This window comes from Burkholderia sp. 22PA0099, assembly GCF_047497165.1.
In the GTDB taxonomy this organism is placed as follows: domain Bacteria; phylum Pseudomonadota; class Gammaproteobacteria; order Burkholderiales; family Burkholderiaceae; genus Burkholderia.
The window spans coordinates 2,431,844-2,451,956 of the sequence record NZ_CP163165.1; the positions used below are offsets into that span (position 1 = coordinate 2,431,844).

16 protein-coding genes and 1 pseudogene are annotated in these 20,113 nt (G+C 65.3%); 12 read left to right on the forward strand and 5 right to left on the reverse strand.

Going from position 1 to position 20,113, the window contains the following annotated elements:
* Positions 1-11 precede the first annotated feature (11 nt).
* Positions 12-818: a Crp/Fnr family transcriptional regulator gene (locus AB4851_RS26205; RefSeq protein WP_414445583.1), complete on the reverse strand. Its 807-nt coding sequence runs from the start codon at positions 816-818 to the stop codon at positions 12-14.
* Positions 819-1,420: 602 nt separating this feature from the next.
* Between AB4851_RS26205 and AB4851_RS26210 the strand changes: the two are divergent.
* From AB4851_RS26210 to AB4851_RS26220, 3 genes and pseudogenes are all read left to right on the forward strand, one after another.
* Positions 1,421-2,656, forward strand: a pseudogene (locus AB4851_RS26210) (glycosyltransferase family 4 protein); the annotation flags it as partial.
* 195 nt (positions 2,657-2,851) lie between these two features.
* Positions 2,852-3,814: an amino acid--[acyl-carrier-protein] ligase gene (locus AB4851_RS26215; protein ID WP_414449414.1), complete on the forward strand. Its 963-nt coding sequence runs from the start codon at positions 2,852-2,854 to the stop codon at positions 3,812-3,814.
* Between the two features lie 72 nt (positions 3,815-3,886).
* Entirely contained in the window at positions 3,887-4,144 is a 258-nt protein-coding gene (locus tag AB4851_RS26220) for an acyl carrier protein (protein ID WP_414449415.1), read from the forward strand.
* Between the two features lie 25 nt (positions 4,145-4,169).
* Here the strand turns inward: AB4851_RS26220 and AB4851_RS26225 are convergent, their stop codons facing one another.
* Positions 4,170-5,309: a glycosyltransferase family 4 protein gene (locus AB4851_RS26225; protein WP_414451953.1), complete on the reverse strand. Its 1,140-nt coding sequence runs from the start codon at positions 5,307-5,309 to the stop codon at positions 4,170-4,172.
* A gap of 281 nt (positions 5,310-5,590) precedes the next feature.
* Between AB4851_RS26225 and AB4851_RS26230 the strand changes: the two genes are divergently transcribed.
* The 3 genes from AB4851_RS26230 to AB4851_RS26240 all read left to right on the forward strand — a co-directional run bounded on the left by AB4851_RS26230 (position 5,591) and on the right by AB4851_RS26240 (position 9,772).
* Positions 5,591-6,766, forward strand: coding sequence for an acyltransferase family protein (locus AB4851_RS26230; protein WP_414449416.1), 1,176 nt, complete (start codon positions 5,591-5,593; stop codon positions 6,764-6,766).
* A gap of 115 nt (positions 6,767-6,881) precedes the next feature.
* Positions 6,882-8,087, forward strand: a complete 1,206-nt coding sequence (locus tag AB4851_RS26235; RefSeq protein WP_414449417.1) for a hypothetical protein — start codon at positions 6,882-6,884, stop codon at positions 8,085-8,087.
* A gap of 44 nt (positions 8,088-8,131) precedes the next feature.
* A complete protein-coding gene (locus tag AB4851_RS26240; RefSeq protein ID WP_414449418.1) occupies positions 8,132-9,772 on the forward strand; it encodes a beta-glucosidase in 1,641 nt (546 codons plus the stop codon).
* Here AB4851_RS26240 and AB4851_RS26245 read toward each other — a convergent pair.
* A complete protein-coding gene (locus AB4851_RS26245) occupies positions 9,769-9,996 on the reverse strand; it encodes a hypothetical protein (protein ID WP_414449419.1) in 228 nt (75 codons plus the stop codon). The two genes, AB4851_RS26240 and AB4851_RS26245, sit on opposite strands and share 4 nt — an antisense overlap.
* A 188-nt stretch (positions 9,997-10,184) precedes the next feature.
* Between AB4851_RS26245 and AB4851_RS26250 the strand changes: the two genes are divergently transcribed.
* The 3 genes from AB4851_RS26250 to AB4851_RS26260 all read left to right on the forward strand — a co-directional run bounded on the left by AB4851_RS26250 (position 10,185) and on the right by AB4851_RS26260 (position 13,675).
* On the forward strand, positions 10,185-10,814 hold the full coding sequence (locus AB4851_RS26250) for a phosphatase PAP2 family protein (protein ID WP_414449420.1): 630 nt from the start codon (positions 10,185-10,187) through the stop codon (positions 10,812-10,814).
* Between the two features lie 931 nt (positions 10,815-11,745).
* On the forward strand, positions 11,746-12,063 hold the full coding sequence (locus AB4851_RS26255; RefSeq protein WP_414449421.1) for a transposase: 318 nt from the start codon (positions 11,746-11,748) through the stop codon (positions 12,061-12,063).
* 202 nt (positions 12,064-12,265) lie between these two features.
* Positions 12,266-13,675, forward strand: a complete 1,410-nt coding sequence (locus AB4851_RS26260) for a sigma 54-interacting transcriptional regulator (protein WP_414449422.1) — start codon at positions 12,266-12,268, stop codon at positions 13,673-13,675.
* Between the two features lie 66 nt (positions 13,676-13,741).
* Here the strand turns inward: AB4851_RS26260 and AB4851_RS26265 are convergent, their stop codons facing one another.
* Positions 13,742-15,241 (reverse strand): mannose-1-phosphate guanylyltransferase/mannose-6-phosphate isomerase, encoded by a 1,500-nt coding sequence (locus tag AB4851_RS26265; RefSeq protein ID WP_414449423.1) that lies wholly within the window; start codon positions 15,239-15,241, stop codon positions 13,742-13,744.
* A 536-nt stretch (positions 15,242-15,777) separates the two neighbouring features.
* Here AB4851_RS26265 and AB4851_RS26270 point away from each other — a divergent pair.
* Together AB4851_RS26270 and AB4851_RS26275 are read left to right on the forward strand one after the other, a co-directional pair.
* On the forward strand, positions 15,778-17,451 hold the full coding sequence (locus tag AB4851_RS26270; protein WP_414449424.1) for a serine aminopeptidase domain-containing protein: 1,674 nt from the start codon (positions 15,778-15,780) through the stop codon (positions 17,449-17,451).
* A gap of 87 nt (positions 17,452-17,538) precedes the next feature.
* On the forward strand, positions 17,539-17,877 hold the full coding sequence (locus tag AB4851_RS26275) for an H-NS family nucleoid-associated regulatory protein (RefSeq protein WP_414445152.1): 339 nt from the start codon (positions 17,539-17,541) through the stop codon (positions 17,875-17,877).
* A 241-nt stretch (positions 17,878-18,118) separates the two neighbouring features.
* Here AB4851_RS26275 and AB4851_RS26280 read toward each other — a convergent pair whose 3' ends face one another.
* Positions 18,119-18,385 (reverse strand): hypothetical protein, encoded by a 267-nt coding sequence (locus AB4851_RS26280; RefSeq protein WP_414449425.1) that lies wholly within the window; start codon positions 18,383-18,385, stop codon positions 18,119-18,121.
* Positions 18,386-18,458: 73 nt separating this feature from the next.
* Here AB4851_RS26280 and AB4851_RS26285 point away from each other — a divergent pair, with 73 nt between their 5' ends.
* Positions 18,459-19,958: a hypothetical protein gene (locus tag AB4851_RS26285; RefSeq protein WP_414449426.1), complete on the forward strand. Its 1,500-nt coding sequence runs from the start codon at positions 18,459-18,461 to the stop codon at positions 19,956-19,958.
* Positions 19,959-20,113: the final 155 nt, after the last annotated feature.

The window sequence follows — 20,113 nt, forward strand, 5'->3', positions numbered from 1 at the left end:
GCGGCGCGCGTTCAATAGGCCGCCGCTCGGATCTGATGCCCGAGATAGCTGCCTGCCGATTTCGACGGCATCTCATGCATGCGACGCACGTTGCCGTCGCTGGCGCTTTCGGCCGAGGAGCTGGCGTGCAGCAGACGCTGAAACTCGCCCTTGATGATTCCGTAGCACTCGCAGGCCGACGCTTCGAGGCCGGCGCGATCGAGGATGGTGATCTTGCCGCGCCGCTGCGCGATCAAGCCGGCGTCCTGCAGCTTGCCGGTGGCCTCCGTCACGCCTTCGCGACGCACGCCGAGCATCGAGGCGATCAATTGCTGGGTGACGGCCAGCTCGTCAGTCTTGAGACGATCCTGCGTGAGCAGCAGCCAACTGCTGACCTGCCTGACGATGTGATGGCGACGGTTGCACAGCGAGTTCTGCGCGACCTGCGTGAGCAGCGCCTGGATGTAATAGAGCATCAACTGATGCACGAAGCCGTGGCGATCGAATTCGCGCTTGAACAATTGCGCATTCATCGCATAGGCGTAACCGCCGCTACGCACTTCGATGCGGGTCGGCATCGTGAAGCCGCCTGTCAGGGCGGGCACGCCGATCACGCCTTCATTGCCCACCGCGGCGACTTCCGCGGTGGCGCCGTCCGCCATCAGGAAAATCATGGAAATGATGGCACTGGTGGGGAAATAGACTTTCTTGACGGTTTCCCCGGCATCGGACAACAACTGGCCGCTCTTCAATTGAACGAGTTGAAGATGAGGTGCAAGCGCGTCGAAATCCGAGGCGGGCAAGGACGCGAGAAGATGATTTGCAGGTTGTGTGGTCATGACATCGGACATAAATATTGGCGCTGGGTCATTTGACATACCGAAGTAATTCGGGCCTGTAAGCTGGAAAGCAGGACAGCCAAGCATTTTTTTGCAGCGCACCAGCCCTCACTCCGGTGCAGGACAACTGCCGACGGTCATCTGCCGTTGGTGAGATTCATACAGCGATAACCATGCCAACAATATCAAGTCGTTGTTTATAAACGTTTTTTTAAAATGTGTTTTAAACAGTGAGGGGTTTTATGTCGGAAATGTCTCGAATCTGAGCTACTTTCCGGCCTCGCTCCGCAGCCTCGACGCATTGCACAAGATGCTGCGCTGCACTCAAGCCGGCTCGGATGCAAGATTGTCAAGGCGCAGGGCGCGATAAGCCCTCTCGTGCGATCGCCGCAAGGCGGTGATTTTCGGCAAGCGCGATTTGATTCGATCTGCTTCATATTTGATACGCGGCCTGAAAATGCGCGATCGCGCACTGTCATTCCCCTGACGTTCATGTCCGCGCATTGATTTTCCGAGTACCGAAACTCTGTGCGACGCCGTACCGAATTACGCCACGGCGCCCGATAGCATCGCGTCTGCGGAATCATCCCCGCGACTCGGCTCTGGCGTGCTGGCGCGGACTGAACGATCACGGAGGAACGGCGATGAAGGTCGCACTGATTCAAGATTGGCTGGTCACGTACGGCGGCTCGGAAAAAGTCCTCGAGCAGATTCTCGAATGCTTTCCCGACGCCGATCTCTTCAGCCTCGTCAACTTCATGCCCGATCACCCGTTGCTGAAGGGCAAGCCGGTCAAGACCTCGTTCATCCAGAAGCTGCCGTTCGCGAAGCGCCGCTATCGCGGCTACCTTCCGATGTTTCCGTTGGCGATCGAGCAGTTCGACCTGTCCGGCTACGACCTGATCATTTCGAGTTCGCATGCGGTGGCGAAAGGCGTGCTGGTCGGCCCCGATCAATTGCACGTGAGCTACATCCATTCGCCGATCCGCTACGCGTGGGATCTGCAGCACCAGTACCTGAACGAAAGTGGCCTGACGAAAGGGCTGCGCGCGTTTCTCGCGCGCGCGGTGCTGCATTACCTGCGGATCTGGGATGTGCGTACCGCGAACGGCGTCGACACGTTCATCGTCAATTCGCGGTTCATCGGGCGGCGTGTCGAGCGGGCCTACCGGCGCGATTCGGTGGTGGTGCATCCGCCCGTCGACGTCGAGGCGTTCGAGCCGTGCTCACGAAAGGAAGCGTTCTACGTGACGGTTTCGCGAATGGTGCCGTACAAGCGCATGGACCTGATCGTCGAGGCGTTCGCCGCGATGCCGGACCGCCGGCTGGTGGTGATCGGCGACGGCCCGGACATGGCCAAGGTGCGCGCCAAGGCCGGCCCGAACGTGACGATCCTCGGCCATCAACCGTTCGCCGTCCTGAAGGATCACCTGCAACGCGCGCGCGCCTTCGTGTTCGCGGCGGAAGAGGATTTCGGCATTTCGGTGGTCGAGGCGCAGGCGTGCGGCACGCCGGTGATCGCGTTCGGCAAGGGCGGCGCATGCGAAACCGTCATCGACGAGACGCAGCCCCACCCCACCGGCCTGTTCTTCGAGGCGCAGACGGTGGAATCGATCCAGGCGGCCGTCGGCCGCTTCGAGGCGAATCTCGGCCGATTCTCACCGGTGAGTTGCCGTCTCAATGCCGAGCGCTTTTCGAAGGCCGAATTCCGGCGCGGCCTGCTGACCGCCGTATTGGGGGCGGCCGAATCCCGGCCATCGCTGCCGGCTGCCCGCAAGATCCGCGCGGCGTTGCGCGATGCGCTGCGCGCGCCCGAGGCGTCCGGTTCGCAGCAGGCGGACGTGGCGCTGAAAATCGATTGATTCCGGTGTCGCGTTAACCCTTGCGTGCGGCGCCGCACAAACGGCGCACGCGGCCTGACCGATAGTCGAACCCATACCGAAAAGGACCACGCGCTACCTGCCCGCGTCGCGGCGACACGCTCGTCGCCACGCCGGCTGCCGACCTATGCCCGATTTCCATAGGAGTCCGCCATGTCCCAGTCAGCTGTCCCGGCCGGTTCCTCCGGCCACGCAAGCGCACTGCCGCACCATGACGCCCCGACCTATCTCGACGATCTGCTCGAGGCGGGCCTGTTGATCTCCACCGGCGTGGACGGCCTGTACGGCCGCAGCGCGGTATTCGAGGAGGTGGTCGAGCGCGTGAATGCGTTGATCGGCCGCTGGGGCGACGGCAAATCGGTGGAAGTGTTGCGCTTCCCGCCCGCGATGAACCGCACGATTCTTGAAGAAAGCGGTTATTTCAAGCATTTCCCCGATCAGATCGGCAGCGTGTTCTGCTTCAGCGGCGACGAGGTTCGCCATCAACGCCTGCTGGCCTGCCTCGACCGGCAGGAAGACTGGACCGAAGACGTCAAGCCCACCCGCCTCGCCGTCACGCCGGTGGCCTGCTATCCCGTCTACCCGATCATGGCCGCGCGCGGCCCGCTGCCCGCCGGCGGCCGGTTGATCGACATCTTTTCGTACTGCTGCCGACATGAACCGTCTCGCGAGCCGGAACGGATGCTGATGTTCCGGCAGCGCGAATTCGTGTGCCTGGGCACCGCCGAACAGGTGCAGGCGTTTCGCGAGGACCTGATCGACTACGCGAAGGCGGCGATCGGCTCGCTCGGCCTGCCCTGGTCGATCGAGCTGGCCAACGATCCGTTCTTCGGCCGCATCGGCAAGTTCATGGCGAACAGCCAGCGCCAACGCGCGCTGAAGTTCGAACTGCTCGTCGACGGCATCAACCCGGACAAGCCCACCGCCTGCGGCAGCTTCAACTACCACCTCGACCGCTTCGGCGAACTCTGGAAGATCGAGACGGCCACCGGCGACACGGCCCACACCGGCTGTTGCGGGTTCGGGCTGGAGCGCCTGGCGCTGGGCCTGTTCCGGCACCACGGCTTCGATCCCGGCGCGTGGCCCGAGCCGGTGCGCCGGGTGCTGTGGCGTTGAGTGATCAGGCCGCGCGCGACGAGGTATTCCTTCTGCTGTTTTGCCGTTCCGGCATCGCCATGGAGTGACTTCATGAACAACACGCAGCACGTAGTCCGAAACATCATCGCCGACCTGAACTGCCTCGACGTGCCGGTCGACGCCGTGACCGACCGCACCGACCTTTACGCGGTCGGCCTGACGTCGTTGACGTCGGTGCAGTTGCTTCTGGAAATCGAACGCGCATTCGACATTCAGGTTCCCGACGCGATGCTGACCTACGAGATGTTCGAAAGCATCGACGCGCTGGCCGACGCGATTGGCACGTTGCAGCAGGCGGACGCGGCCTGACCGGCGGCTGCCGGCCGCCAGCCGCTCACTGCCTCGCCGGCAGCTCGCGTTCGACGATGTCGAGCAGCCGGCACGCGGCCACGTCCCAACGGAAATCGGCGGCGCGCGCGCGGCCGCGTGCGCGCAAGGTGTCGCGCGTCTCGGGGTCGGTCATCATCTGCACGACCTTGGCGGCGATGTCCTCGACCGAGCGCGCGTCGCAATACAGCGCGGCGTTGCCGCACACTTCCGGCAGCGCGGCCTCGCGCGAGGCGATCACTGGGCAGCCGCACGACATGGCCTCCAGCGGCGGCAGGCCGAAACCTTCGTAGAGCGAAGGAAACAGGAAGCAGCCAGCGTGCTCGTACAGCGCCTTCAATTCGCCGTCGGACACGAAGCCGGCCATCACCACGTCGTTCGACAGCGAGATATCGGCTTTCTCCTTCGCGTTGAACACCCGCAGGTCGAACCCGCCCACCACCACGAACTGCCAGTCGTGCCCGCCGTCGAGCAGCGCGATGGCCGCCAGCACGCGCGCCAGGTTCTTGCCGACCGACAGGCTGCCGACGATCAGCACGTAGTGGTCGGCGCGCAGGTTCAGCCGCGACAGGATGCCGGCATCGGGCACGATCCGGTCGAAATGATCCACGCCGTTGTGGACCACCGAAATACGCGACGCGGGAATGTTCAGCCGGGCCATGATGCGGTGCTTCGAGAACTCCGACACGGTCACGATATGGTGGGCGGTGCGCTTCAGGATCGCGTAGGCGAAGCGATACCAGAGCCGGTATTTCCAGGAGTAATTCCCGGGCAGGTCGTACACGGCCACGTCGTGCACCATCAGCACCTGCCGTCGGGCGAACAACGGGCCGATATTGCACAGGCTCAACAGCACGCGCTCGCCCACGGCCCATGGCAGTCCGAATTGTTCCCACAGCGAGCCGCTCAGGCGTGCCGCCACAATCTGCTCGGCCGGAAACACCACGCCATCCTGCGCGTTCGCGGGCAGCAGCAAGGCCGGGCGCCTGCCTGATGGAAACAGGCGCGCGAACGCCATGGCCAGTTCGTAGCCCACCCGCTGCACGCCGGTCATGCGCTGCGAGGCGAACTTGCCGTTGATGGCGAACCGCCCGCCCCGGCCGGATCGGCTCGACCGGTCGCGAAGCTCGTGATCCGCGCCGCGCATGAGCGCGGCGCGCGGCCGGTCCGGGTCCGTGGCGCGCGTGTGCGACTCCTTGATCGTCTGGCTCATCGGGCGTGGCTCTCCGGGGTTGACGTCGGTCTGCGCATTAGGCAATTCGCGCCCGGTGCGCACCGTACGATCTCGCACACTGCCCCGCGTTCGCCAATGTGCGACGGCGCACCGATGGATCGCCACGATGCCCCGAGCATGCTTGGGCAACATCGCCGCGCCGGCCCGTCGGGCAGCGCGCGCCGTCAAATCGTTTCGCTTTCCTACCGACCCTCATGCCCAGCGCCGCCAGCCCGCACCGTCTCGATCATGTCGACGCCATGCGCGCGATCGCCGTGCTGCTCGTGATGTGGACGCACTACGCCGAGCTGTACGGCACCATCGCCGGCTCGCAATTCGTGTTCGACACGATGCAGCAGTCGATCAATTTCGGCCGGATCGGCGTGGTGATCTTCTTCGGGATCAGCGGCATGCTGATTCCCAACAGCCTGCGCGGCTCGGTGGCCGATGGCACGCGCCGTTTCGTGATCCGACGGGTGTTTCGCCTGTATCCGGCGTTCTGGCTGTCGCTGCCGATCGGCTATGCCGTGTATTGGCTGCTGTTCGGCCACCGAATGGCGCCGATGGGGCTGGCCGCGAACCTGTCGATGATCCCCACCGCATTCGGTTGGGACGCCATCATGTCGCATTACTGGACGCTCGAAACCGAGCTGGCGTTCTACGTGCTGTGCCTGGCGCTGCATTGGCTCGGCGGCCTGCACCAGATGCGCACGCTGTGCCTGACCTGCCTCGGCCTGTGCGCCGCGTTCGTGCTCGGTTCCGCGTTGAAGCTGATTCCCGCCGATGCGCTCGGCCAATACAAGGGCATGCTGTATCACCTCGCGATCATGTTCTGGGGCGCCTGCTTCCGGCAGGCTTACGACACCCCGCGCGCCGCCGTGAGCTTCGGCTTGTTCTGGCGGAGGGTTTCGCTGTCGTATCGCGCGGCGTTTGTTGCCGTGACGGCCGCCGTGGTCGGCATTGCCGTGTTGATGGCCGGCATCGACCTGCTGCATCGCGATTTCGTGCACGTTTCGGCGTCGATCGGCTATCTGTTCGGAATCCTCGCGTTCCTGCTGTTCGCCACCGTGATCCGCATCCGGGCGCGCGTGTTCGCCTGGATCGGTCGAATCAGCTATTCGCTGTATTTGCTGCACGGTGTGCCGCTTTACCTGATTTATTGGTACTGCAAAGCAAATGGCCTGACGGGCGGCCCGCTGGGGGTGTACATGGTGCTGACCGTGCCCCCGGCGCTGGCGCTGGCCTGGGCGAGCTACCGGCTCGTCGAGACGGCGGGTATCGACGCCGGCTACGCGCTGACGCCGTCGAGCCGCTCGCCGGCCGGCGCCGCACCGCGCCGCGGCGCGCTCGATGCCGCCCGCCCGGCGTCGGCCGCGCGCGACGAGGCATGACGGCTTGCACCCGCCGTCCGGCCCAAGTGCGCTGGCACACTGAACAACCTCCCAACCTGACTTAAGGTGGCGACCTCGGTCAGCCGATCGTCCAGCCGTCCCGCCGGAGGTTTCGATGTACGCGAAGTCGATTTCGATGCTGTTTTACCTGTTCTTCACCTGCGTGATTTTCAATCCGCAGGTGTCCGGCGTCACGATCTATCTCTACACGTTCCTGCCGTTTCTCGACCCGGGCTTCAGCCGGTTCCTGCTGGCCACCTCGCGCCGCTGGCTGATCCCGATCGGCATCGCCATGGCCGCGTGCCTGCTGACCAATCCGATGATGGCCGCGAAGATCGTCTCGATCTTCGCCAGTGTCGGCTACCTGATGTACACCATTTCGAAGCGGATCGATTATCTGCACCCGTGGATGATGGTCAATATCCTGTTCGGGCTCGCGCAGTTCGTGCTGTATTACGCCGACTATTCGCTGTCGGTATCGATGGGCCCCGATCAGGTGTCGAAGATGCTGTGGGGCGACTCGGCCACCCAGACCAACGCGAACTATTACGCCATCCTCTATTTCGCGCGCGTCAGCGGCTTCTCGCGCGAAGCCGGGTTCTTCTCTTCGCTGCTGTCGGCCGCGTTCGTGCTGTACCTGTTTCAGGGGCGGCGCAACCGCTGGATCATCGCGATGTACTGCGTCGGCCTGTTCATCAGCTTGTCCAAGGCCTCGTTCGTGCTGCTGATCTTCGCCGCGCTGTACGGCATGCGGCGGCAACTGCGCGCGATGCTGCCGTTGTTTTCGCTGGCCGCGTTCTTCGGCGTGACGATGGTGATCGCGCTGTACATGAGCGCCCACGACTTCTTCGGCTCGGAAACCTTCGCGCACCGGTTTGCCGGCTATCCGTTCCTGGTGGACGCGAGCTTCGCCGACCTGGTGCGGGGCGTGACCTCGCAACAGCTCAACGACGAATACGGCTACCTGCCCTACCTGGCCTCGAATCGCGAGCTGTACGCCATCAGCTCGGTCACGTTCACGGGAATCCCGGGCCTGTTCGCCGATGTGGGGCTGCTCGGCGCGCTGGTGGTGCTCGGCGTGCTGGCGTTCACGGCCAGCGACGGCTTCGTGATCCTGCTCTGCCTGCTGATCACCACCACCGTCGGCCTGACCACCGTGACCTCGTTCGTGCCGCTTGCCTATTTGATCGCGTATTGGCCGAGCTTTGCGCGGTATCTGAACGCGCAACGCGAACGCCCCGCCGCGCCGGCCCGTTCGCGGTTGATCTCGCGGCCACCCCCGGCGCCGATCGCGGTTCCGCCACGTCATTTGCTGCGATGAGGCTCGCGCTCATGCATCCGGCGCCGCGGGCAGCCTGGCGTGCGATGCCGCTTCTCGCACTGCTTTTCACCCTGTTTATCGCGCCGCTGCTCGGATGGTCGGCCGAATCCTCGGCACAGCTTCGCAATGCCAACGACGCGGTCGCCTTGCAGGGGGTGCCGGGCGAGCGATTTTCGCTGAAGTTCACGCCGGCCTCGCTCGACGCCCTGGGCGCGACGCTGACGGTGCTGGTGTTTTCGTACGACGCCACGGGCCGGCTCAATCCGTCGCCGGCCGCCACCTACTTCCAGGATGTCGACCCCGACCAGCAAGGCCGGGCGGTGAGCGTGCCGGTCACGCTGACCCGCCCCGGCTTCTATCGGGCCCAGGCCGAACTGTATTCGCGCGCCGGCACCTTGCTCGGCCGCGCCGCCACCACGTTCACGCTCCAGCCGACACGCCGCGTGGCCGGCTTGCCCGGATTCGGCGTGGTGACGCACTTCGCGCAACTGCAGGGCTCGCCGGCCGTGCTGCTGCCGATGGTGCAGCGAGCCGGATTTTCGTGGATTCGCGACGAACTCTATTGGCAGGAGATCGAGAAAACCCCGGGCCGGTTCCGCTTCCCGCCGCCATACGATGCCTACCTCAAGCAAGCCGCGCAGTTGGGCATCGCGCCGCTCGTGGTGCTCGATTACGGCAACCCCCGCGCCTATCCGGCGCTGTTCGGCAAGGCGTCGTTCCCGCAAACACCCGAGGCGCGCCAGCGCTTCGTCGGCTACGTCGAGCAGGTCGTCAAGCGCTACGGCAGCCTGGTCAAGCATTGGGAGCTATGGAACGAGCCGTCGTTCGATCAGATCTCCTACGCAACCTACGGCGCGCTGCTGAAGGCCGTCTACCCGGCGATCAAGGCCCTGAGCCCGGCCGCGACGGTGATCGCGTGCGGCGGCGGCGGCATCGGCGGCGGCCCCGGCGCCGATTGCCCGATCGAGCTGGTCAAGGCCGGCGCCCTCGACTATCAGGACGGCTTCAGCGTGCACCCCTACATGTCGCCGAACACGCCCGAGCGCGGTTATGCGGCCAAGGGCGGCCCGATCGATACGGTCAGCATCCCGACCACCTGGCCTTATCTGAAATCCGTGGGCGCGCGATATTCGAAAAAGAACGGCACGCCGCTGCAGGTATGGATCACCGAATACGGCTGGCCCGTCAATCCGAAGGTGCCGGGGCAAGACGAGGCGAGCCAGGCCGGCAACCTGGTGCGCAGCTATCTGATGTCGCGACGCGCCGATTCGGTCCGCGTGCTGTTCTGGTACGACTTCATGGACGATGGCACCGATCCGAACAATATCGAGCACAACTTCGGATTGCTGCATCACGACATGTCGCCGAAGCCCGCGTTCGTCGCCGCCTCGGTGCTGGCGGCGACGCTCGGCAGCCGGCCCTGGCGCAATGCGCTGGCCGATGGCGACGTGAAGGTCTATCGGTATGCGACGGGAGACGATGCGGTGACGGTGGGCTGGACGGTGAGCGCCACGCCGGGCACGGCGTCGATCGATCTGCCGCCCGGGCGCTATGTGGAACGCGACTGGCAAGGCGTGGAGACGGCGGTGACGGTCACCAGCCGGCCGTTCCTCTGGCAACTCGGGCCGCTGCCGCGCTATCTGCTGCCGGTGCGCGCCGTGCCGAGCCGCCCCTCCGGTGCCTAGCTCCGGCTGGCGCCGAACAGCCGGCGCAGCCAACGCCCGGCGGTCACGGTCAAGGGCCGGCGCCGCGGCTCCTCCGCCACGCGCTGGCGCGCCTCGACTTCGTCGCGCGTCAGCATCCGCTCGGTACGCGCGTCCGCGCGGCGTGCCGCCACGCACAGCGCCACGACGAAGAGGATCGCGCCGACTTCCAGAACGGTAATGACGATGACGATCAAGAGGTGCATGGCGGTCGAGGGCTGGAGAAGGCCGGGAACGCGGGACAACGCTCGCCCGCGCCGCAAGTTTGCCACAGCCGGCGGGCCCTGCCGCGATCGCCGCGCCACGCTTCGACCTCGTCTCCTGCCGCTGTCAGATCGACGCGACACTCCCCTTGCCTGTTCAAGCCAGTTCGTACCCCGAATGGATCTGCCCCATGCCCCTGCTCAGTTACGTGACGAATTTCGGCGACCCTTATCTGACGATTCCGCTGGCCGCGCTGATCCTGCTGTGGCTGGCGATGATGCGCTCCTGGCGAGCCGCGCTGTTCTGGGCCGGCGGCATGACGCTCGGCGCGTCGGTGGTGGCGGCCAGCCGGGTGGTGCATGTGATCTGGGGCATCGAGGTGCCGGCGCTGAATTTCACGGTGGTGAGCGGCCACGCGATGCTTGCCGGTGCGGTGTATCCGACCGTGTTCTCGTTGTGCGACAACCGCACGCGCCGCGGCGCCGTGGTCGGCCCGTATGCCGGCGGCCTGCTGCTGGCCACGGCGATCGGCGCGTCGCGCATCTTGCTCGGCTATCACTCGACCGCCGAAGTGGTGTGCGGCCTGGTGGCGGGCATGCTGGTCGCCACCCTGACCTGCTTCCAGTTCACGTTCGCGCACACCCTGTTCGGCAAGCCCGGCGGCTTCACGCTGCACGATCCCACCTTGTTCGCCGCCGCCGCGCTCGCGGCCGTCGTGATGTATCACGGCAAGGTCGCGCCGGTATCGGCTCGAATCGATCGCGATGCGGTCGGGCTTTCGCAGTGGAGCAAGGCGCAGGCTGAAAGAATTCGGCAATAAGGACGGCCTGCCGTATCGAAACCGACGCGCTTGCCGCCAAAAACAATATTGGCATGAATTACCGAATCACGAGAAGCGTACCGCCTGCACAACAAATTGCTTTATAAAAATTACCGCCCTTCCATCTCGCCTCGAATTTATCTCGTTCCTGTGAAGAAGTAATAATCGGCTGTTTTTACCTGAAATGACCGCGCAAACGTTTTACATCGAATTGATTAATCCCGGTTTCATCGTCTCGGATCGAAAGCGCCAAACACGGAATCATAGGTGCGTTAGATTTGTATTTCATGAGATTGGCGACGCGCTGTTCCGGAAACCGCCGATATCGGTATTCGTCGGAAAATCGAACGCCGACAGCGCCGTGAATCGACCCTGTTGAAGAAAACCAACGCGCGGCCCGGGACTTGCACGAATTCACGTCACATTGAGGCAGAATCCTGCATCCTCGAATTGAATTGCCGAGCAAAAATCAACAATTACAAGGAGCCAGGCAGGAAACCGAGGAAATGTTTCGATACAAGCAGCAAGAAATCGTCACACGAAAACGAGGCGCAATAGTATAGGTTTGTTTTCTTGAAATGAAAATCGGGATATTCCCGCTTGGTGCAACTGCTAAATAGTCTTACAGTCCTCCCTGCTGCGTGCGAATTTAGTGAACAATAGCGTCGACAGCTTCACTTGATGGATAAGCCAGTTTTCTGACTTATCTTAAATCACATCAATCGACGCAGCACCGCGATGCCAGTCGCTTAGATCCAGGCCAGTGTCTGACAGGGCTACCATCACGCCCACCGTTTCATGAGGTTCGAATGAAGCGGTGATGTTCGATGGCATCTGATTTGTCCGAAAAATAATCGTGAGGGGTCCGACGGGCGCAATACCTGGCCGATTGCCAGGTATTGCGCGCGCGTCGGCCCGTGCCGCGTGGTCGATGTCGCGTTCAATTGCCGCGCGCGATACCGAACAGAAGCGATCAATTTTGGGAATCATTGTGACCGTGCCCTTGAACTTGATATTCGACCGAAAAATGGATCAGCTCGCGAAGCGGCGCAGACGTTGGACGAAACAACGAAAACGGGAAATCGTGGTCGAGAGCTTCGACCCCGGCACGTCGCTGCAGACAGTGGCAGCGCGGCACAACATCAATCCCAGTCAGCTTTCGCATTGGCGAAAGCAGTTCCGGGAGCAGCTCTCGTCGGCCTCGAGGATCGACGACTCAGCCAGGGCGGATGCGGGGCAGCCCGACTGACCGAGGCGGAATCGGCAACGTGCCTCGCCACGAACCCGCGTAACAACCGGCAGCCGGGGCCGGAGGCGGCCTTCACGGCCGCTCGACAGCATTCGACGCCGGATGCGTCGGCCGCGCCGGGAGCCTACCCGCCGCGAAGCACGACAGCATCTGCCAGCGCTTCCTTCCGTGAACCGGGGCGCGGTTACTTTACGAGGACAACATGCACGAATTTCATCATGTGATTTCCCCGATCTTTCGTACTGCGACATCCTTGCCGAGCGGCACGCAAGTGCACGAACCGGCCCCTGCGCCTTCGGCCCGCCCGTGCCTGTATCTGTCGCGTCATCCCGACCCCACGCTGGTGGCCTACCTCAAGGAACAGCACTGGGAGGTGCGTTGCGCGAGCACCTCGGCCGATGCGAAGCGCCTGGAGAACCCGGGCGTCGCGCAGGCCGGCATCGTCGATCTCGACAGCTTCAAGGCGCGTGAACTGGCCGCGCTGGAGCCGATCCTGCGCCAGAAGCAGACCGGCTGGATCGCGCTGGTGGACTCGGCCCGGCTGGCTGATCCCGAGATTCGCAAGCTGATTCATCAGTACTGCTTCGACTATGTGAAGCGCCCGCTGACGCGCACCATGGTCGATTACCTGGTGACGCATGCCTACGGCATGATGACGTTGTGCGACAGCGAGCCGGCGGTCGAAGTGGAGACCGGCGGCGGCGCGATGGTCGGCACCTGCGAAGCGATGCAGCGCCTGTTCCGCACCGTTCGCAAGGTTGCGAACACCGATGCGACCGTGTTCGTTTCCGGCGAATCGGGCACCGGCAAGGAACTGACGGCGATCGCCATCCACAAGCAATCCTCACGACGCAAGGCGCCGTTCGTCGCGATCAATTGCGGCGCGATTCCGCACCATCTGCTGCAGTCCGAACTGTTCGGCTACGAACGCGGCGCCTTCACCGGCGCGAACAAGCAGAAGATCGGGCGCGTCGAGGCGGCGCACGGCGGCACGCTGTTTCTCGACGAAATCGGCGACATGCCGCTCGAAAGCCAGGCCAGCCTGCTGCGCTTCCTGCAGGAAGGCCGGATCGAGCGGCTCGGCGGGCACGAATCGATTCCGATCGACGTGCGAATCATCTCGGCCACCCACGTCGATCTCGAGGCGGCGATTCGCGTCGGCCAGTTCCGCGAGGACCTGTTCCATCGCCTGTGCGTGCTGCGCATCGACGAGCCGCCGCTGCGCGCGCGCGGCAAGGATATCGAACTGCTCGCGCAGTACATGCTGCAGAAGTTCGCCAGCGACGGTGCACGCAAGATTCGCGGGTTCACGGCCTGTGCGATCTCAGCGATGTACAGCTATGGCTGGCCGGGCAACGTGCGCGAGTTGATCAACCGGATTCGCCGCGCGATCGTGATGGCCGACGGGCGCTTGATTTCGGCGGCCGATCTCGGCCTCGATCAGTTCACGGCGCAAGCCCCGACGACGCTCGCCGAAGCCCGCGAGCGCGCCGAGAAGTTCACCATCGAAGCCGCGCTGCTGAAGCACCGCCGCCGCCATTTCGAGGTGGCGGCCGAGCTGGGCGTGTCGCGCGCCACGCTGTACCGTCTGCTGAATACCTACGGCCTGTAGGCGAGGCAAGCCGGTCCGCGCAAGACGGGACGCCCCGCCCCGCGCTGGCAGGCTTCGTCTGGCCAATCAGGCCAGCCGGCCGTAGTTGTCCTCGAAGCGGACGATGTCGTCCTCGCCGAGATAGGTGCCCGACTGCACCTCGATGATTTCGAGCGGCGTCTTGCCGGGGTTCGCCAGGCGATGCACGGTGCCGAGCGGGATATAGGTCGATTCGTTCTCCGAAATCAGGAAGGTGTCCTCGCCGCGCGTCACCTCGGCCGTGCCGCGCACGACGATCCAGTGCTCGGCGCGATGATGATGCATTTGCAGCGACAGCTTCTCGCCCGGCGTCACGACGATGCGCTTGACCTGGAAGCGCTCGCCCGAATCGATCGAATCGTAATAGCCCCACGGGCGATGCACCTTGCGGTGGTTGTCGGCCTCGGGGCCGCGCTCGGCACGGATTCGCGACACCACGGCCTTGATCTGCTGGGCGTTCTGCCGGTCGGCCACCAGGATCGCGTCGGCGGTTTCGACCACCACCACGTCGCGCAGCCCGACACAGGCGATCAGCCGGCCCTGCGAATGCGCGAAGGTGTTTTCGGTGTCCTCGAACATCACGCGCCCCTGCCCGACATTGCCGGACGCATCGCGCGGCAGGATCTCCCAGATCGCATCCCACGATCCGACGTCGGACCACGGCGCATCCATCGGCACCACCACGCCGGCGATGTTGCCGCATTCGGCCAGCCGCTCCATCACGGCGTAGTCGATCGAATCGTCAGGACAAGCATCGAATGCCTGTTTGTTCAGGCGCACGAACACGTCGTCGGACGTGCTGCCGCGATGCGCCTCGCGGCAGGCCGCGAGAATATCGGGGCGCACCGTGCCGATCGCATCGAGCCACACCGAAGCCCGCAGCACGAACACGCCGGCATTCCACAGATATTCGCCGGAATGCACGTATTGCTCGGCCAGCTCGCGGCGCGGCTTCTCGACGAAACGGTCGATCACGAAGCCGCCGTCCTGCCCGATCGGCACGCCCGTACGGATATAGCCGTAGCCCGGCTCCACGCGGCGCGGCACCACGCCGATGGTTGCGATCGCACCATTCGCCGCGTAATGCGCGGCACGCAACACGGCGGCCTGGAACGCGGCGGCGTCCGGCACCGCATGGTCGGCCGGCGTCACCACCAGGATCGCGTCGTCGCCATTGGCCACGCTGACCAGCGCGGCGGCGGTCAGCGCCGGCGCGGTGTTGCGCGCGCACGGCTCCAGCACGATGCGCGCCGGCTTGCTGCACGAGCGCAATTGCTCGGCACTGATATAGCGATGGGATTCGCCGCACACCAGCAGCAGTTCGCCGGCGGTCGGCCAGCTTGCCTGCAGGCCGTCGAGGCGGCGCGCGGTGGCCATCAGCAAGGAGTCCTCGCCAAGCAGCTTCAGCAACTGTTTCGGATACTGCTCGCGCGACAGCGGCCACAGCCGCGTGCCGGCGCCACCCGCCAGGATCACGTGCTGGATCGGCAGGCTGGCGGCCGCCGCATGGACAGGTTGCGCAGCTTGGAATGCGAGGGGGGTGCTCATCGATGGGCTCCAGTTTCACGAGGGATTCGCGCAATCGCGCGGCGCCGGTCCGCTGCAAGTGCGCCGCAACGGGCGGGCGCGCGGTACATGCCAACGTAAAAGCTTGCTGCACTGCACACCGTGCGGTCGCGAACACAGGCGCCGCCGCCCCGATATTTCGTGCTCCTGACGGCTCGCATGTCTGCCTGCCCCATCAAAGTGCGCCAGCGCACCGAACGCCCGGGCACCGGCATTGCATGCTGGCTGCACGAGGAATGACGTGAAGGGTAAGGCGATCAGGAATGCCGAACGCACGACGATATCGTCGGGACGGGGGAGACGCATTCGACAGCGGAAGGGGGCTCCGCCAGGCTCACCATGAGGGATCCTCGAATGACGAGAGACTTTCGCCAATTTGACCAATATTAGACCGCGATGAGTATATGGAACCGATCATTTTCAGTGGGCACGCCGGATGGCTGCATGAAGCCGATGGCGACTGCGGGGTCGTGCTTTGCAATCCGTTGGGGCACGAAGCGATGTGGTTGCATCAGGCCATGCGTCAGTTGGCCGACTATCTGGCCTTGAGAGGGGTCACGGTGTTGCGCTTCGACTATCTGGGCACGGGCGACTCGACCGACAACGGCGCCTGGGTCCGGCCGGCCGACTGGGTGGCCGAGGTGGTGGACGCCGTCAACTGGCTGAAGGACACCACGGCGGTCAAGCACGTTTCGCTGGCGGGGTTCCGCTTCGGGGCGATGATCGCTGCGCTGGCGGCGCGGCAGGTCGAGGTCGATTCGCTCGCGCTGTTCGCGCCCGTGGTGTCGGCCCGGCTGTTCCTGCGTGAAATGAATTTCCTCCATCAAACCTGGCGCCGCAAGGCCGGCCTCGCCGACGACGAAGCGCCGCCCCCGGACGGCACGCGCGAAATCTTCGGCCACCTGTTCTGCGCCGGTGGGCTGGACGCGATCGCCGAATACGATCTCGCCAGCGGGCCGCGACCCTCGGCCGACCGCGTGCTGATCGCGCACAGCGGGCAGAACGACGGCAGCGACAAGCTCGCCGCACGGCTCGGCGCGCAAGGCGTGCCGGTCGAATCGATCGAGTTCACCCACTACGCGCAAACGCTCTGCCCGCCCTGGATGACCGAATCGCCGGTGGTCATGCTCAACGCGGCGGCGGACTGGCTGTCGCGGCACGACGGCACCGCCACCGTCGCGTCGTGCCGCACCGTCGAGCGCCTGCACCCAGGCATGCCGGTGCCGGGCGGCGTCGAACGCCCGGTGCGCACCGGCGATGGCCGGCTCGCCGGCATCCTGTGCGAGCCGATGCAACACGGCGACATGGCCGCGCCCGCGCTGCTGATCGCCAACACCGGGGCCACCCATCATGTCGGCGACGGCCGCTTCGGCGTGGAGCTGGCGCGCGAGATGGTGTTTCATGGCTACGCGTCGCTGCGCGTCGATGCGGACGGCATCGGCGACAGCGCGGGCGCGGCGCAGGCACGCGGCCCCGGCCAGATTCCGTACGAATCGATGGCGGCGGACCTGTCGGCCTGGGTGGACTGGCTGGCCGCACAGGGCTACCGGCAGATCGTGATCTTCGGCATCTGCGCCGGGGCGTACACGGCGCTGGTCGCGGCGCGCAAGAACCTGGGCATCCGTGGGCTGATCCTCGTGAATCCGGCCAGCTTCCTGCTGCCGGAGAACTGCACCATCCTGCAGGCGGCGCAGAACCCGCGCGGCTCGGCGCGCGCCAACCTGCGCTCGATGACGCGCGCCGACAAATGGACCAAGGTGCTGCGCGGCGAGGTCAGCCTGCGTCCGGCGGCCCGCACGCTGTGGCGTCACGCCATGACGCGCGCGCAGCACCATCTGGCGACGCTGTCGAACGACCGGCTGTTCGCCACCACCTCCAGCCATCAGGTGCATCGCCACTTCCGCCGGCTCGACGCGGCGGGCGTGCGCGTGCGGCTGCTGTTCAGCCCGAAGGATCACGCGCTCGACGAGTTCTACCTGCACTTCGGCGCGAGCCGCCGCAAGCTCGGCAGCCTGCCGCGGCTCAACGCGCTGGTGCTGGACAACGTCGATCACGAAGTGCTGAACCGGCGTGCCCGCGAGGACGTGACCACCGAATGCTTCGCACTGCTTCAGGAAATTTTTCTCGCCGTGCGCCGGGAACACGTCCGCCCGGTCGCGGCAGGCACCCAGGCGGAGTTCACGATGACCTGACTCGCCGGCCGCGGCCCGGCCCGACTGACGAACGATGGTGGGGCGAGGTCGGCCTGCCACGCCATGATCTGCTCATGACATTGCACGATGACCAATCCCACCATCCGCCAGTTGCAACGACGGCTCGGGCAACTGAACCAGTTGCTGGAGGAAACCCGTCAACGGGAAAAGCTGGCCAAGCTCGAACAGCTCGCCAAGGATGTCCAGGAGTACGACATCTCCGAGCTGGAGTTGCTGCGCGCGGCGGGCTTCATCAAGCCCAAGCGCACGCCGGTGCAGGCGAAGTTCTACAACCCGGAAACCGGGCAGACCTGGTCCGGGCGCGGTCAGCGCCCGCAATGGATCGTCGGCAAGAACCTCGACGACTACCGGATTCGCGAGACACCGCAACCGTGGTGGCCTGAACGGAGCAAGCCGAAACCCTGAGTGCTTCGCATCACGCGACGCCTGTTCGCATGGAATTATTTTCCGTTTGATCGGAAGATTAAATTTTCATGACAAAAGGCCCAGCGTTCGACCACGCTGCGCACTCAAAGGACTTCGTCATGCTCAATAACGTCAATTCGGGGAACCGGATCGGCCCGCAACCCGGCGCCGATTCCAGCACACACACCGAGCATTCCACCCCGGCGACCGATTCCGGCGCGGCGCGCCGGTCCGCGTCGAATCATGCGTTATCGGACCTGACGCCCTCGACCGAAGCCCCGCGCGGCGAAGGTTCGCCGCGCATCACGGCGCGCTCGTCGGCCCCCGAATTGCCAGGTACCGCCTCGACGTCCGCCTCGACATCGACCTCGACCGGTGCGCCGTTGACGCCACCGCCGCGCTCGCCGCTGCGCAACGCGGGCCAGACGCCGGGCACGCCGCCGCCGATTCCGCCGCGCTCGGCCAATCGGCCGAAACCGCCGGGCACGGTGTCCAGCGAGGCGAGCACGTCGACCTCCTCCACTGCATCGACGTCGCACGAACCGCCGCCTCCGCCCCGCAGCAGTTCGACGGCCGCGCCATTGCGCCCGCCGCCCGCGCATATCCCGATCAGCCGGCCGACGCCGCCCCCGCCGGCGCGGCCGCGCCGCAATCCGGCGCGCCCGCAGCACCAGGGTTCGACGCCGCTGCATCACGGCTCGACCGCCTCGACATCCGCCAGCCACGACGCCGACACGGATTCCGCGCTGCCGTTCCAGCCGCATCCGCTGCAACTGGCGATGACCGCTTCCGAGGCCAGCACCTCGGCCGCACCGCCGCGCCCGCTGGCGTCGCACGACGAGATCGCGAGCGCCGCGTTCACCGGCGTGCCGCTGCGCCTGCCGCCGATCGCCGAGCAGGACGAGCAGATCGAGGAGGTGCATCGGCAGGTCGCGCAACTGAACGTGCCCGCGCCGAGCGAGGCCGAGCTGGCCGCCGTTCAATCGCTGGTCGAGCAGATGCCGGCCGCCGACGTGCACGATCCGCAGCAGCGCCAGATGCTGGCGGCCGTCACGCAACTGCTGAACGACGTGATTCACACGGTCACGCATTCGCAGGTCGGCGGCGTCAGCCTGTCCGATATCGCCAACAACAACTTCGACAACACCTACGCAAAGGGGCTGGTGTCGCTGGCCAACTCGATCGTCGCGCGCACCGCGTCCGTGTACGTGCCGACGTTCGGCCGCCAGTTGGCCGGCCAGCGCTTCGCCGAAGGCATGGAGCATCAGCAATGGTCGACCGGCGCGCGCAGCGCGCTCGGCAGCGCGCTCACGTTCGTGCCGATCGCATTGCTGTTGGCCGGTGCGGTGCGCGACGCGCAGAAAGGCCGTGCCACCGACACCAGCAAGATTTCCCGCTACGCGCTGGCCGCGGTCGGCAGCACCATGATGATCGCGGGCCTCGGCACCGGCGCGATGGCCGGCGCGGCGGCCAGCCTCGGCGCCTTCGTGCTGTACTGCGCGATGCGCGACAGCGTGCAGTCGTTCGTCAAGCTCGCCCCGAAGGAGGCCAAGCAACCGTCGCTCGGCGAATCGATGGCATCGGGCGGCGCGTACGCCGTCGATCAGATGGCGGCCGGCAGCGGCATGTCCTACACGGCCACGCCGTCGGGCGCGGGCGCCGCGGGCGAACCGCTGCAAACCGGCCACGGCAGCGAGCGCGCCGGCTACAACCTGGGCGGCGAGGTGATGGACGACATGGTGTCGAACGCGATTACGGCACGCGGCATGCCGCAACTGACGCTGTCGGGGAAGATCCCGAGCCTCTCCGATCTGGCCGACACGGCCACCGGCGCGTTCCCGGCGCGCGCGACGCTGTTTACGGCCAGCACGCTGCTGTCGCAGATCGTCGCCGATCACATGACGGGCAGCTCGCCCACCACGCAGACCAACGTCAACAACCTGGCCGTGGGCCTGATGCTCGGCCTGCTGCTCTATGCGCCGTTCGCGCAGATGGGCAACACCAAGGAGCCGGCCGGCTCGGACACGGCCTCCCACGCCAGCGTCGAGGAGCTGCACGAAGATCCGGCGCACCGCGTGTAACGCGGTATCCGCTGCATTCGCCGAAGCGCGGCGGCCGGGTTGGAAACGGCCGCCGCGCTCGCGTTTTGCTTGCGTCTGGCTTGTGTTCGGCTCGACTAAGCAAAGATGAAATGCCGCTAAAGGCCGCCGCCGTTGCATCCTAGAATCGAGCCGAT